This is a genomic window from Stenotrophomonas nitritireducens (genome assembly GCF_001700965.1).
Taxonomy (GTDB): domain Bacteria; phylum Pseudomonadota; class Gammaproteobacteria; order Xanthomonadales; family Xanthomonadaceae; genus Stenotrophomonas; species Stenotrophomonas nitritireducens_A.
In genome coordinates, this window is sequence record NZ_CP016756.1 from 4,022,836 (window position 1) to 4,036,511 (window position 13,676).

13 protein-coding genes are annotated in these 13,676 nt (G+C 64.9%); 9 read left to right on the plus strand and 4 right to left on the minus strand.

Features of this window, described 5'->3' with window-relative positions:
* Window positions 1–144: 144 nt before the first annotated feature.
* Together BCV67_RS17150 and BCV67_RS17155 are read right to left on the minus strand one after the other, a co-directional pair.
* Entirely contained in the window at window positions 145–819 is a 675-nt protein-coding gene (locus tag BCV67_RS17150) for an exopolysaccharide biosynthesis protein (RefSeq protein ID WP_062168076.1), read from the minus strand.
* The gene (locus BCV67_RS17155; protein WP_062168074.1) at window positions 803–2,146 is read right to left on the minus strand and encodes a hemolysin family protein; all 1,344 of its coding nucleotides are present in this window, start codon (window positions 2,144–2,146) and stop codon (window positions 803–805) included. Before BCV67_RS17155 ends, BCV67_RS17150 begins: the two co-directional genes overlap by 17 nt.
* A gap of 276 nt (window positions 2,147–2,422) precedes the next feature.
* Between BCV67_RS17155 and BCV67_RS17160 the strand changes: the two genes are divergently transcribed.
* Complete coding sequence (locus tag BCV67_RS17160) at window positions 2,423–3,049, plus strand: DUF47 domain-containing protein (RefSeq protein WP_057628278.1); 627 nt, start codon at window positions 2,423–2,425, stop codon at window positions 3,047–3,049.
* A 12-nt stretch (window positions 3,050–3,061) separates the two neighbouring features.
* Window positions 3,062–4,183: an inorganic phosphate transporter gene (locus BCV67_RS17165; RefSeq protein WP_062168072.1), complete on the plus strand. Its 1,122-nt coding sequence runs from the start codon at window positions 3,062–3,064 to the stop codon at window positions 4,181–4,183.
* A gap of 245 nt (window positions 4,184–4,428) precedes the next feature.
* On the opposite strand, the gene parE is transcribed toward BCV67_RS17165, so the two are convergent.
* Window positions 4,429–6,318, minus strand: coding sequence for a DNA topoisomerase IV subunit B (gene parE / locus BCV67_RS17170; protein ID WP_062168070.1), 1,890 nt, complete (start codon window positions 6,316–6,318; stop codon window positions 4,429–4,431).
* Between the two features lie 157 nt (window positions 6,319–6,475).
* On the opposite strand from parE, the gene BCV67_RS17175 reads away from it, so the two are divergent.
* The 7 genes from BCV67_RS17175 to truD all read left to right on the plus strand — a co-directional run bounded on the left by BCV67_RS17175 (window position 6,476) and on the right by truD (window position 12,871).
* Window positions 6,476–6,727, plus strand: a complete 252-nt coding sequence (locus BCV67_RS17175) for a hypothetical protein (protein WP_062168068.1) — start codon at window positions 6,476–6,478, stop codon at window positions 6,725–6,727.
* Window positions 6,728–6,858: 131 nt separating this feature from the next.
* Window positions 6,859–8,523 carry a CTP synthase gene (locus BCV67_RS17180; protein WP_062168065.1) on the plus strand — a complete coding sequence of 555 codons (1,665 nt, stop codon included), beginning with the start codon at window positions 6,859–6,861 and terminating at the stop codon, window positions 8,521–8,523.
* 348 nt (window positions 8,524–8,871) lie between these two features.
* Complete coding sequence (eno, locus tag BCV67_RS17185; RefSeq protein ID WP_062168063.1) at window positions 8,872–10,164, plus strand: phosphopyruvate hydratase; 1,293 nt, start codon at window positions 8,872–8,874, stop codon at window positions 10,162–10,164.
* Window positions 10,165–10,169: 5 nt separating this feature from the next.
* Entirely contained in the window at window positions 10,170–10,541 is a 372-nt protein-coding gene (ftsB, locus tag BCV67_RS17190; RefSeq protein WP_062168061.1) for a cell division protein FtsB, read from the plus strand.
* The gene (ispD, locus tag BCV67_RS17195) at window positions 10,538–11,236 is read left to right on the plus strand and encodes a 2-C-methyl-D-erythritol 4-phosphate cytidylyltransferase (protein ID WP_062168060.1); all 699 of its coding nucleotides are present in this window, start codon (window positions 10,538–10,540) and stop codon (window positions 11,234–11,236) included. Before ftsB ends, ispD begins: the two co-directional genes overlap by 4 nt.
* Before the next feature lie 46 nt (window positions 11,237–11,282).
* Entirely contained in the window at window positions 11,283–11,783 is a 501-nt protein-coding gene (gene ispF, locus BCV67_RS17200) for a 2-C-methyl-D-erythritol 2,4-cyclodiphosphate synthase (RefSeq protein ID WP_062168058.1), read from the plus strand.
* A complete protein-coding gene (truD, locus tag BCV67_RS17205; RefSeq protein ID WP_062168056.1) occupies window positions 11,780–12,871 on the plus strand; it encodes a tRNA pseudouridine(13) synthase TruD in 1,092 nt (363 codons plus the stop codon). The genes ispF and truD overlap by 4 nt, the downstream gene beginning before the upstream one ends.
* Before the next feature lie 220 nt (window positions 12,872–13,091).
* Here the strand turns inward: truD and BCV67_RS17210 are convergent, their stop codons facing one another.
* A complete protein-coding gene (locus BCV67_RS17210) occupies window positions 13,092–13,631 on the minus strand; it encodes a Smr/MutS family protein (RefSeq protein WP_062168054.1) in 540 nt (179 codons plus the stop codon).
* Between the last annotated feature and the right edge of the window lie 45 nt (window positions 13,632–13,676).

The following is a 13,676-nucleotide window of genomic DNA, read 5'->3' on the forward strand; positions in this document are numbered from 1 at the left end:
AATCTGATTGACCATCTGCTTCGCGGCTGAGGCCGCTCCCACGCTACTGATGCGTTGCCGGTAAGGCCTCTGCCGGGCATGGCTCGGCACTACATGTGGGGGGCTGCTGGTAAAGCCTCTGCCGAGTGTGGCTCGGCACTACGGTCAGTTCATCCAGCGCTGGGCGAGGGCGATGCTCTCGCTGATCAGCTGGCCGGAGCCCAGCCCGAAGAACAGCCCGGCGGTGATCGCCGCGATCCAGTTGAACAGCATCAACGCGCCATCACGTTCGAGCAGCGCCAGTGAGAACAACAGCAGCTGGAAGCCGAACAGATAGTTGGTGAACGGGATCGGCAGCGACAGCAACAGCCCAACCAGCAACAGCAGCACGCCAGTGAGCATGCGTGCCGGCAGTGGCACGATCAGCGCCTGCAGGCGGGGCTTGAGCATGCGGTCAAGGCGCCGCAGAGGGCGGCTGATCTTGCCCAGAAACCTGTGCACCGTGCTGCGCTTGGGGCCACGCCGGGCGATGAAACCCGGCAGCCACGGCCGCGACATGCCGAACAACAGCTGGATGCCGATCAGGAACACCAGCGGGCTGCTGACCGCACCGCCTATGCCCGGGATCGGGATGAAGGCGGGCAGGATGGCGATGAACAGGAATACGCCAAACGCACTTTGTTCCAGCCCCTGCAGCACCTTGCCCAATGGCAGGTGTTCGTCCGGGTCGCCCTGTTCAAACATCGCCAGCAGGGTGCGGATACCTTCGTTGCGGTAACCGCCGCCCGCCGTCCTGGCGCTGTCCGGCGCGGTGCCGCCCGGGTCAGCCGGTGATGTCATCGGTGTCTTCTTCCGGCAGCCTGCACAGCAGCAGTTTGTCGATGCGGGCACCGTCCAGGTCGACGATCTCAATGCGCCAGCCGGCCCAGTCGAAGTACTCGCCTGCGTGCGGGATGCGGCCGAAGTAGTGCATGCACATGCCGGCCAGCGTGTAGTAGTCGCCTTCTTCGGCATCCGGCAGCTCTGCGCCGTTCATCAGCTCCTGCAGGTCATCCACCGGCAGTGAGCCGTCGACCAGCAGCGAGCCGTCTTCGCGGGTGATCACCAGCGCGTCATCGTCGGTGTTCTCGGTGGCCTGCAGGCGGCCGACCACGGCGCCCATCAGGTCGGAAATGGTCACCAGGCCCTGGATTTCGCCGTATTCGTCCACCACCAACGCCATCGACTGGTGTTCCTCGCGGAAGATTTCCAGCAGCTTCATCGCGTGGGTGGATTCGGAGACGTACAGGGTCTCGCGCAGGTTCTCGAACAGGTTGTGGCTGCCGCCGCTGATGCGGGTGACCAGGCTTTTGACCTCGAGAATGCCGGCGATGTCCTGGTCATTGCCGCGGTAAACCGGGTAGCGGGAGAAGGCGTGGTCGCGCATTGCCTGCAGGTTCTTTTCCGGATCAGCGTTGGTGTCCAGCCAGGCAATGCGGTTGCGCGGCGTCATCAGGCTGTCGGCGGTGCGGTCACCCAGGCGCATGACGCGGTTCATCATGTCGCGCTCGTGGCTGTCGATCACGCCCTGCTCGTGGCTTTCGGCTACCAGCATGCGGATTTCTTCTTCACTGACCGACGCCGATTCGGTCTTGCCCAGGCCGAGCATGCGCAGCACCAGGCGGGTGGAGTGCGACAGCAGCCAGACGCCGGGGGCGGCGATGCGGGCCAGCCAGCTCATCGGCACGGCGACGATGCCGGCAATGTCCTCCGAGCGGGTTAGGGCGACGCGCTTGGGCACCAGTTCGCCGAAAATCAGCGTCAGGTAGGTGATCAGCGCCACGGCCAGGGTCTTGCCGAGGAAGTCCGACCAGGGCTGGACCGCGCCGAACAGCGAGAAATTGGCGGACAGGGCCGGGAAGATGGCCTGCAGCTGCTGGGCGATGGCGCCACCGATGGCGTCGCCACCGTAGACACCGGTCAGGATGCCGATCAGGGTGATGCCGATCTGCACCGTGGACAGGAAGTTTTCGGGCTTTTCGGACAGGGCCAGGGCGCGCGCGGCGCGCTTGCTTGAGCCGGCCAGCTGTTTCAGGCGGCTTTTGCGCGAGGTCATGACCGACATCTCGGACATGGCAAAGAAGCCGTTGAGCAGAATCAAGGCCAATACGATGAAAAATTCAAACACGGGTCTCTCCCCGGGTTGGTGACAGGGAGGGCGGGTGTTTGCGGTGGCGGCGGCCGCTCAGTGGCGGGATCCGGCGCTTTGGCGGGGGATAAGGGTCGTCGTCCATAGGGTGCGCCGCGAGGGCGCTGGGGGATATTAGCAAACCGCCGGCCCCCGGGTACGGCCGGCTGTTCACATTTCAGGGCTAAAAAAGACGCCGGGAATACCCTGAATGCCATCTAGCCGTCATAATTCGCCCCTGATGCCGTCCCTCCCGCGACGGCGAATAGGCTCCCCATGTTTTCGTTGCAGACCATCTTTGGCTCCGGCAAGCAGTTCTATACCTACCTCGACGAGGCCGCGCAGGCCGCCTATGACGGTGCCAAGGCACTGCACAGCATGATGCGTGAGGCCGATCGTCAGCCGGCGCTGGATGCGTTCAAGCTCGCCCGCCTGCGCGAGCGCGCCGCCTCTGACAAGATCAGCCAAGCGCTGGTCGACAGCTTCATGACCCCCATCGAGCGCGAGGACATCGAAGCGCTGGGTTCGGCGCTGTACAAGATTCCGAAGCAGATCGAGAAGTTTGCCGACCGCTACTCGCTGGCCGTGCAGCACCTTGATCAGATCGATTTCGCCCCGCGCGCAGCGATGCTGGAGCAGGCCGCCGGTGTGGTGGTGGAAATGGTCAACGACCTGCGCCACATGAACCTGGACCGGATGACCGCGCTCAACGAAAAGCTGCGTTCGCTGGAGAACGAGGCTGACCGTCTGATGCTCGAGCTGTACCGCGACATCTACTCCGGTCGCTTGGACAATCTGCAGATGTTCCTGCTCAAGGAATTCTTCGAGATCCTGGAAAAGGCCATCGACCGTTGCCGCGAAGCCGGTGTGGTGGCCTACCAGATCGTGCTCAAGAACAGCTGACGGGGACGCTCAATGCTCACCCTCGTCCTGGTGGTGATTTTCGCCGCGCTCGTCTTCGAGTTCATCAACGGCTTTCACGACACCGCCAACTCAATCGCCACGGTAGTGGCAACCAAGGTTCTGTCGCCTGGCTGGGCAGTGATGCTCGCTGCGGGCATGAACCTGATCGGCGCGCTGACCGGCACCGCCGTCGCGCTGACCATCGCCAATGGCCTGCTCAACACCGACGTGGTCGCCGTGACCCCGCAGGTGATTCTGTGTGCGCTGCTCGGTGGCATCGTCTGGAACCTGATCACCTGGTGGAAGGGGCTGCCGTCCTCGTCCTCGCACGCCCTGATCGGTGGCCTGTGCGGTGCCGGCCTGGCCGCTGCGCACAACAACTGGGATGCGCTGATCTGGTCGCAGAACGTCGGCAACTGGGCGCAGAACAAGGGCCTGTTGTGGAAGGTGTTCGTGCCGATGATCACCTCGCCGATCGCCGGCTTCCTGCTCGGTATCGTGGTGATGTGCCTGTTGTGGGCAATCATCGCGGGCATGGCGCGTGTCGGCGGCGTGCTCGGTCGTCTGGCCCGTCCGCGCTGGGTCAATGCCTTCTTCGGCAAGGCGCAGATCGTGTCGGCGGCGTACATGGGTTTTGCCCATGGCCATAACGATGCGCAGAAGACCATGGGCATCATCGCCATGACGCTGATCGGCGCCGAGGCATCCGGTGCATTGAACGACCTGCCGTCCTGGCTGGCCTTCATGCATCCCGATGCCAACACCGGCGGCGGCATCGCCATGTGGATCGTGCTGACCTGTGCGGTTGTGATGGCAGCTGGTACCGCTTCGGGCGGCTGGAAGATCATCAAGACCCTGGGTCACAAGATGGTCAAGCTGCACCCGATCCACGGCTTTGCCGCGGAAACCAGCTCGGCCACCATCCTGACCCTGGCTGCACACTTCGGCATGCCGGTCTCGACCACCCACAGCATCTCCACCGCGATCATGGGCGTTGGCTTCGCCAAGAATCCCAAGTCGCTGCGCCTGGGCGTGATCGAGCGGATCCTGTGGGCCTGGATCCTGACCATCCCGGCGGCAGGTGGCTGTGCGTATCTGATCCTGCGTCTGTTCGAAATGGCGGGTTGGAACTGAGTCATCCGGTTCGCAACCCGTAAACCGAAAACCCGCCAGCAATGGCGGGTTTTTTGTTGGGTGGGTGTTGTAGGAGCGGCGTGAGCCGCGAAGCTCGCACACCAACAGCTGACAGAGGTTGCCTGTTTGCCAGTGCGGTCAGCTTCGCGGCTTACGCCGCTCCCACAAGGGCAATGCCGGCGCGCTGACAACAAAAAAACCCGCCGGGTAAAGGCGGGCTTTCGTTGCGATGCAGCCGCGGGAAATCAGACCTCCAGCGAGGCCAGGTCGCCCTTGCTTTCCAGCCAGCCCTTGCGGTCCGATGCGCGCTTCTTGGCCAGCAGCATGTCCATCAGCGCCGAGGTCTGCTCGCTGTCGTCTACGGTCAGCTGCACCAGGCGGCGGGTGTCCGGGTGGATGGTGGATTCGCGCAGCTGCGAGGGATTCATCTCGCCCAGGCCCTTGAAGCGGGTGACGCTGACCTGGCCGCGGATCTTCTCGCGCTCGATCTTGTCCAGCATCGACCGCTTTTCTTCCTCGTCCAGCGCATAGAACACCTGCTTGCCCACGTCGACACGGAACAGCGGCGGCATTGCCACGAACACATGCCCTGCATCCACCAGCGACGGGAAATGGCGCAGGAACAGCGCCGCCAGCAGGGTGGCGATGTGCAGGCCGTCAGAGTCGGCGTCGGCCAGGATCACCACCTTGCCGTAACGCAGGCCGGACAGGTCGTCCTTGCCCGGGTCGCAGCCGATCGCGATAGCCAGGTTGTGTACTTCTTCCGAAGCCAGCACGCTGCCCGAGGCGACTTCCCAGGTGTTCAGGATCTTGCCGCGCAGCGGCAGGATGGCCTGGAAATCCTTGTCGCGGGCCTGCTTGGCGCTGCCGCCTGCCGAGTCACCCTCGACCAGGAACAGCTCGGTGCGCGACAGGTCCTGGCTGATGCAGTCGGCCAGCTTGCCGGGCAGGGCCGGGCCCTGGGTGACCTTCTTGCGGGTGACCAGCTTCTCGGTCTTCAGGCGCGCGCTGGCACGCTCGATGGCGATCTGCGCGATCTTCTCGCCCAGCTCCACGTTCTGGTTCAGCAGCAGGCTGAAGGCATCGTGGGCGGCGCCCTCGACAAAGCCGGCAGCCTGGCGCGAGGACAGGCGTTCCTTGGTCTGGCCGCTGAACTGCGGGTCGGTCATCTTCAGCGACAGCACGAATGAAACCCGGTCCCAGACATCTTCCGGGGCCAGCTTGACGCCGCGCGGCAGCAGGTTGCGGAAGTCGCAGAACTCGCGCAGCGCCTCGGTCAGGCCGGTGCGCAGGCCATTGGCGTGGGTACCGTGCTGGGCGGTGGGGATCAGGTTGACGTAGCTTTCCTGCACCAGCTCGCCTTCCGGCAGCCAGGCCACGGCCCAGTCGACGATCTCGGTTTCCTTCTTCAGCGAACCGTAGAACAGGTCGGCCGGCAGCATCTCGCGCTCGCCCAGCTCGGCCTTCAGGTAGTCGCGCAGGCCGTCTTCGTAATACCAGGTGTCGACTTCGCCGGTGGCTTCGTCGGTCAGCTTGACGGTCAGGCCCGGGCACAGCACGGCCTTGGCGCGCAGCAGGTGGCGCAGCGCACGTACATTGAACTTGGGCGTATCGAAATACTTGGGGTCGGCCCAGAAGCGCAGGCGGGTGCCGGTGTTCTTCTTGCCGACGCTGCCAACCACTTCCAGCGGGCTGGCGCGGTCGCCGTTGCGGAAGGTGATGCGGTGCTCGCTGCCGTCACGGCGGATGTGGATCTCCACCAGCGTGGACAGCGCGTTGACCACCGACACGCCCACGCCGTGCAGGCCGCCGGAGAAGGTGTAGTTGCGGTTGTTGAACTTGCCGCCGGCATGCAGCCGGGTCAGGATCAGTTCGACACCCGGGATTTTTTCCTCCGGATGGATGTCCACCGGCATGCCGCGGCCGTCATCGCTGACTTCGCAGCTGCCATCCTTGAACAGGGTGACCTCCACGGTCTTGGCGTGGCCGGCCAGGGCCTCATCGACCGAGTTGTCGATCACTTCCTGCGCCAGATGGTTCGGGCGGGCAGTGTCGGTATACATGCCAGGACGGCGTTTGACCGGGTCCAGGCCGGAGAGGACTTCGATGTCAGCGGCGTTGTAACGGGCGTTCATGGATCTCGGTAGGGCGCAAATCGACGTGCGAGTTTGCGGTCTGGCGGCGTTTTTTGCACGCGGGGCATTCAGGGCCGGGGCAGCTGCGGCGCGGTATCCTATGCCCGGATCCCAAACAGGCCCGCCATTCCTGGCGGGGCAAGCAAGGAGATTTTGGATGAAAACGACAAAATTGCTGGCTCTGGGTGTTGCTGTTGCAGCGGTGGCTGCCATTCCCTTCGTGATGGCGCAGAGCGCCGACAAGGGCAAGGCCGACGAGACCGCGCAGGCTGCGCCGGTCGACAAGGCGCAGAGCGAGGCCGAGCAGAAGGCCAAGCGCCGCGCGGCCGCGGCTGCCCAGGACAAGGCCAAGGCTGACCAGCCGGCGCCGCGTGAAGAAGAGGAAGAAGAAGCCCGTCGCCGTCGCTGACGCGGTTTTTTCCGAGTTTCAAGGACGCCCCGGCGCAGGCCGGGGCGTCTTTTTTTTGATCCCGCCGCATCCAGTGCTTGGGTGTTTTGGCGACAACCTTTAAACTAGGGCTTTCCGGGAGGCAGTGAGCCGTGACCCCCCTTATTTTTGTTACCGGTGGTGTGGTGTCCTCGCTTGGCAAGGGCATCGCAGCCGCGTCTTTGGCCTCGATTCTCGAGGCGCGTGGCCTGAAGGTCACCATGATGAAGCTGGATCCGTACATCAACGTCGATCCAGGCACGATGAGTCCCTTCCAGCATGGCGAGGTCTATGTCACCGACGACGGTGCCGAGACCGACCTGGATCTGGGCCATTACGAGCGTTTCATTCATAACCGCCTGAGCCGCAAGAATTCGGTGACCACCGGGCGTATCTACGAAAACGTGATCCGCAAGGAGCGCCGGGGCGATTACCTTGGCGCCACCGTGCAGGTCATCCCGCATATCACCGACGAAATCCGCCGCTGCATCGACGAGGCCACCGAAGGCTTCGACGTGGCGCTGGTGGAAATCGGCGGCACCGTGGGCGATATCGAGTCGCTGCCGTTCCTGGAGGCGATCCGCCAGGTGCGCACCGAGCGCGGCCCGGAAAAGGCGCTGTTCATGCACCTCACCCTGGTGCCGTACATCGCCGCCGCCGGTGAGCTGAAGACCAAGCCGACCCAGCACTCGGTCAAGGAGCTGCGTTCGATCGGCATCCAGCCGGACGTGCTGCTGTGCCGTTCCGAGCAGGCCATTCCGGACTCGGAGCGCCGCAAGATTTCGCTGTTCACCAACGTTTCCGAGCGCGCCGTGATCAGCGTGCCGGACGTTGAGGTGCTGTACCGCGTGCCGATGGGCCTGCATGCGCAGGGCCTGGACGAGATCGTGGTCAACCAGCTCAAGCTGGGTGACAAGGCCGGTCCGGCCGATCTGTCCGAGTGGGAAGCCGTGCTGGATGCAGCGCTGCACCCGCTGGACGAAGTGACCATCGCCGTGGTCGGCAAGTACGTCGACCACCAGGATGCGTACAAGTCGGTGGGCGAGGCGCTCAAGCACGGCGGCCTGCGCCAGCGCACCAAGGTCAACCTGAAGTGGCTCGAAGCGCAGGAACTGGAGGAATCCGGTCTGGCAGCGCTGGAAGGCGTGGACGGTATCCTGGTGCCGGGCGGCTTTGGCGACCGTGGTTTCGAAGGCAAGGTGCTGACCTCGCAGTTCGCCCGTGAGCACAACGTGCCGTACTTCGGCATCTGTTATGGCATGCAGGCGGCGGTGGTGGATTTCGCCCGCAATGTGGCCGGCCTGGAAGGCGCCAACAGCACCGAGAACGACCGCCAGTCGCCGAATCCGGTGATCGGCCTGATCACTGAATGGCGTACCGCCACCGGTGAAGTTGAAAAGCGTGACGAGAAGTCCGACCTGGGCGGCACCATGCGTCTGGGCCTGCAGGAGCAGCGCCTGAAGCCGGGCACCCTGGCCCGCGAGCTGTACGGAAAGGACGTGGTGGCCGAGCGTCACCGCCATCGTTACGAGTTCAACAACCGCTACCGCACCCAGCTGGAAGACGCTGGCCTGGTGATTGCCGGCAAGTCGATGGATGACACGCTGGTCGAGGTGATCGAGCTGCCGCGTGAACAGCACCCGTGGTTCCTGGCCTGCCAGGCACACCCGGAGTTCCTGTCCACGCCGCGCGGCGGCCACCCGCTGTTCATCGGCTTCATCCGCGCCGCGCGCGAGAAGAAGGCCGGCGGCAAGCTGCTGCAGGAAGCCCGCGCGTAAGCACGGGCGGTAGTGCCGAGCCATGCTCGGCAGAGGCTTTCCCCGCAGAAATGGGCATGTAGTGCCGAGCCATGCTCGGCAAGGGGCTTTGCCCGTGGCGTATGAGTGGAGGCGAGCTTCGCTCTCCTTACCCTCATCCGCCCTTCGGGCACCTTCTCCCGCAGGGAGAAGGGCAAGGCGCTTCCCAAACAAGGCCCGCCCCGTGCGGGCCTTGTGCGTTTCGGCGCTCCGGGCCGCTTTCAGGCGAAAGCAACGGCCGCGCCGGGCCGCGCTTCGTTTAAACTGCCCGCCGGTATTTTGCGTTTCCCGTCGATAACAGACTCACCCAAACGAGCCTAGCCCCCAGACATGACCAACATCGCCAAGATCCACGCCCGTGAAATCCTCGACAGCCGTGGCAACCCCACGCTGGAAGCCGAAGTCACCCTGGCCGACGGCTCGTTCGGCCGCGCTGCCGTTCCGTCCGGCGCTTCGACCGGCACCAAGGAGGCTGTGGAACTGCGCGATGGCGACAAGACCCGTTACCTGGGCAAGGGCGTGCGCAACGCCGTGAACAACGTCAACGGCGCCATCGCCACCGCGCTGGCCGGCTTCAATGCCGAGGACCAGCAGGGCCTGGACCGCCGCCTGATCGATCTGGACGGTACCGAGAACAAGGGTCGCCTGGGCGCCAATGCGCTGCTCGGCGTCTCGATGGCCGCTGCCCACGCGGTCGCCGCTTCCAGGAAGCAGGCGCTGTGGCAGTACCTGGCCGCCAAGACCGGCGCTGTGCCGTCGCTGCCGGTGCCGATGATGAACATCATCAACGGTGGCGCGCATGCCGACAACAACGTCGATTTCCAGGAATTCATGGTGTTGCCGGTCGGCTTCAGCTCGTTCAGCGAATCGCTGCGCGCCGGCACCGAGATCTTCCACGCCCTCAAGTCGGTGCTGAAGAGCCACGGCCTGAGCACGGCGGTGGGCGACGAAGGCGGCTTCGCGCCGGACTTCCGCAGCAACGTCGAGGCGCTGGACACCATTCTGGAAGCCATCGGCAAGGCCGGTTACAACGCCGGTGAAGACGTTCTGTTGGGCCTGGACGTGGCGTCCAGCGAGTTCTACGAGAACGGCAAGTACAACCTGGTCGGCGAGAACAAGCGCCTGACCTCCGACCAGTTCGTCGACTTCCTGGCCGACTGGGCCGCGCAGTACCCGATCATCAGCATCGAAGACGGCCTGGCCGAGAACGACTGGGCGGGTTGGAAGCTGCTCACCCAGCGCATCGGCAACAAGGTGCAGCTGGTGGGCGACGACCTGTTCGTCACCAACCCGAAGATCTTTGCCGAGGGCATCGAGTCGGGCACCGCCAACGCCATCCTGATCAAGGTCAACCAGATCGGCACCCTGACCGAAACCCTGGAAGCCATCGCCATGGCCGACAAGGCCGGCTATGCGGCCGTGGTCTCGCACCGTTCGGGCGAAACCGAAGACACCACCATCGCCGACATCGCCGTGGCCACCACCGCCACCCAGATCAAGACCGGCTCGCTCTGCCGCAGCGATCGCGTGGCCAAGTACAACCAGCTGCTGCGCATCGAGGAAGCCCTCGGCAGCGGTGCACGCTATGCCGGCCGTGATGCGTTTGTCTCGCTCAAGCGCTGATCGTCATGCGTAATTGGCGCTGGCTGCTGCTGGTGCTGGCGGTACTGCTGGCGTTGCTGCAGTACCGCTTCTGGTTTGGCCAGGGCAACTCGGGCGAAGTGATGATGCTCGAGGCGCAGGTGGCCAACCAGAAGCGTGACAACGACGGTCTGCAGCAGCGCAATGATTCCCTGGCCGCCGAAGTCCAGGATCTCAAGGATGGCGAGGCTGCCATCGAAGAGCGTGCGCGCAGCGAACTGGGCATGATCAAGCCGGGTGAGAAGTTCTACCGGGTGGTCGAGAACGCTCCGGTAGCTGCACCGGTGGTACCGGCGCCTGCCGTGCAGACACCGGCCGGGCAGGGCAATCAACAGTCACCTCCGGAGAACGTGCCGTGATCGTACCCACCTGGGCCGTGGTTCCCGCGGCCGGGCGCGGTGCGCGCTTCGGCGGGCCGCTCCCCAAGCAATACCTGCTGGCCGATGGCGAGCCGCTGCTTGCCCATGCCTTGCAGTCACTGCTGGCCCACCCTGGCGTAGCCGGAGTAATGGTCGCCATCGCAGAGAACGATGCCGATTGGCCGGGCTGGACCTCGTTTGCCGACAAGCCTGTGTTGACCTGCGTGGGCGGGCAGACCCGCGCCGCGTCGGTGTTGGCGGGCCTGCAGGCATTGCCGGACAGCGTGCGCGCCGACGATTTCGTGCTGGTCCACGATGCGGCGCGCCCGAACCTGGCCGCGGTGGATCTGAGCCGCCTGCTGGAAGTGGGGCGTGCCGATCCGGTGGGGGCCATTCTCGCCGCGCCGGTCCGCGATACGCTCAAGCGTGCCGGCGACGACGGCGGCATCGATCGCACCGAGCCGCGTGAGCACCTGTGGCGTGCGCTGACCCCGCAGCTGTTCCGCCGTCATCAGTTGACGCGTGCCTTGCTTGACGCGGCCGCGGCCGGTGTCGATGTCACCGATGATGCGATGGCGATGGAGCGGCAGGGCGTGCGCCCGCTGCTGGTCGAAGGTGCGGAAAGCAATTTCAAGGTCACCACGCCGGCCGATCTGGCCCGTTTCGAATTCGAGCTGTCGCAGCGCGGCAGCTGATCCCCTGCCGGCGCGTTGGCGCCGGCTCTGCCAAGAAGTACCTGCCATGAACTCTTCTGTTTGCTTCCCTCCCATCCGTATCGGCCAAGGCTATGACGTGCATGCCTTCGGGGAGGGTGACCACATCATGCTGGCCGGCGTGCGCGTGCCGCACAGCCGGGGCGTGCTTGCCCACAGCGATGGTGATGTGGCCCTGCATGCGCTGTGCGATGCCCTGCTGGGCGCGCTGGCGCTGGGCGATATCGGCGTGCATTTCCCGCCGTCCGATGCGCGCTGGAAGGGCGCGGACAGTAGCCGCTTTGTCACTCATTGCAATGAACTGCTGCGCGAGCGTGGCTGGCAAGTTGGCAATGTCGACATCACCGTGATCTGCGAGCGGCCCAAGGTTGGCCCGCATGCGCTGGCGATGCGTCAGAAGGTGGCGCAACTGCTGGAAATCGATCTGGACCGGGTCAGCATCAAGGCCACCACCACCGAAAAACTGGGCTTCACCGGCCGCGAAGAAGGCATAGCCGCGCAGGCTGTGGCCTTGTTGGTGGCCGCATGAACGCGCTGCCGTTGGCGTTTGGTGCGCCGCTGCTGACCGCTGCGATCCGCAGCGTGCCGGAAGATTTCCAGGTGGATGAAATTCCGGCCTTCGAGGCGACCGGCGAGGGCGAGCATCTGCTGCTGGACATCCGCAAGCGCAATGCCAATACCGTGGCCATCGCCAAGCAGTTGGCGCAATGGGCCGGCGTGCCGGAAATGGGCGTCAGCTATGCCGGGCAGAAAGATCGCCATGCGGTGACCACGCAGCGCTTCAGTGTGCACCTGCCCAAGCGCGTGGCGCCGGACCTGGCCTTGCTGGAATCGGACGAACTGCATGTGCTGGCGTCGACCTGGCACAACCGCAAGCTGCAGCGCGGCGCGTTGGCCGGCAACCGCTTCAAGCTGGTGCTGCGCGGCGTGCAGGGTGACAAGGCGGCAATCGAAGAACGCCTGCAGATTGTTGCAGCACGCGGCCTGCCTAACTGGTTCGGTGAGCAGCGCTTTGGTCGCGACGGCGGTAACGTGCCGGCTGCGCTGCAGATGTTTGCCGGCCGCCGGGTGCGCAAGGATCAGCGCTCGATGCTGCTGTCGGCGGCCCGGTCGGCGCTGTTCAATCGCGTGCTGGCCGCGCGCGTGGAGCAGGGTAGCTGGGACTCGGCGTTGGACGGCGAGGTGTGGATGCTGGACGGCAGCCGTTCGGTATTCGGGCCGGAACCGATGAACGACGTGCTGGCCGAGCGGCTGGGGCGCTTTGATATTCATCCGAGTGCGCCGTTGTGGGGTGTTGGTGAACTGCGCGCGACCGGCGGCGCCCTCGCGCTCGAAGAGCAGGCACTGGCTGATGAGCAGGCCATGGCCCTGCGCGCGGGGCTGGAGCAGGCCGGGCTCAAGCAGGAGCGCCGCTCGCTGCGATTGAAGCCCTCGCTGATGCAGCATCAATGGCTGGCTGACGATGTACTGGAAGTAGCGTTCGCCCTGCCACCGGGCTGCTATGCCACGGCGGTGCTGCACGAATTGGGCGAAGTGAGCGACGCAAGCCGCAATGAAATTGCGGGTAGCGCGCCAGTTGAAGCCGAAGCGCCCAGCGCAGAAGACGCCGCCGACTAAGTGCTTGGCCAAGCCGTAGCCCGGGTAAGCGCAAGCGCACCCGGGAAGCTGGCAGCCGGTGTCACTTCAACACGTCGCGCGAACAGCCCCGCGTGCGCTGTGCTTACCCGGGCTACAGAGACTTCAAGACACCACGCGAACGGCCCCGGGTGCGCGGGCTACCGCGATGGGAAGGTTGCCCCGGTTCAAGTGAACGGTAGTGGCTGAGTGCGCTGGCAGCTCAGCGGTTAGCCAGCAACACCAGCACCGCGCCGGTGCCGCCTTGCGTGGGCGGTGCCGAATGAAAGGCCAGCACGTCGTTGCGCTGGCGCAGCATGCGGTCGACCAGGTTCTTCAGCACCGGTGCGCCGCCATCCGATTGCAGGCCCTTGCCATGGATGATGCGCACGCAGCCATGTTCATGCGCGCGGGCTTCGAGCAGAAACTGGCGCAGCAGGTTCTCTGCCTGCGCGGCGCTGGCGCCGTGCAGATCCAACTCGTCCTGCACTGAATACTGACCACGCTTGAGCCGCTGGAACATGCGCGGCGGCAGATTGTCGCGGCGGTAGCTGACGCTGTCGCCGGCCTCCAGTGGTGTATTGGAGCGCAGCAGGCGGGCAAATTCGCCCAACGCCTCGGATTCATCCCGTTCGGCCATGCGCGCGCGCGGCTTGGGCTTGGGTTTGCCGGTAACCGCAGGCTCCACCGGGCGTATCGGCGTCACTTCGCCGATGGCCGAGCGGAACAGTGCGGCGTCATCTTCATCATCTGGGTACGACATTTGCACAGCGTAACGTGCGCGCAGTCGCAGGCAAGCCCTGCGGGG

Bases quoted from the DNA above. Each gene is read 5' to 3' on its own strand.
- BCV67_RS17150 (WP_062168076.1), bottom strand. From the start codon at position 819: ATGACATCACCGGCTGACCCGGGCGGCACCGCGCCGGACAGCGCCAGG.
- BCV67_RS17160 (WP_057628278.1), top strand. From the start codon at position 2,423: ATGTTTTCGTTGCAGACCATCTTTGGCTCCGGCAAGCAGTTCTATACC.
- BCV67_RS17165 (WP_062168072.1), top strand. From the start codon at position 3,062: ATGCTCACCCTCGTCCTGGTGGTGATTTTCGCCGCGCTCGTCTTCGAG.
- parE (WP_062168070.1), bottom strand. From the start codon at position 6,318: ATGAACGCCCGTTACAACGCCGCTGACATCGAAGTCCTCTCCGGCCTG.
- BCV67_RS17175 (WP_062168068.1), top strand. From the start codon at position 6,476: ATGAAAACGACAAAATTGCTGGCTCTGGGTGTTGCTGTTGCAGCGGTG.
- eno (WP_062168063.1), top strand. From the start codon at position 8,872: ATGACCAACATCGCCAAGATCCACGCCCGTGAAATCCTCGACAGCCGT.
- ftsB (WP_062168061.1), top strand. From the start codon at position 10,170: ATGCGTAATTGGCGCTGGCTGCTGCTGGTGCTGGCGGTACTGCTGGCG.
- ispF (WP_062168058.1), top strand. From the start codon at position 11,283: ATGAACTCTTCTGTTTGCTTCCCTCCCATCCGTATCGGCCAAGGCTAT.
- truD (WP_062168056.1), top strand. From the start codon at position 11,780: ATGAACGCGCTGCCGTTGGCGTTTGGTGCGCCGCTGCTGACCGCTGCG.
- BCV67_RS17210 (WP_062168054.1), bottom strand. From the start codon at position 13,631: ATGTCGTACCCAGATGATGAAGATGACGCCGCACTGTTCCGCTCGGCC.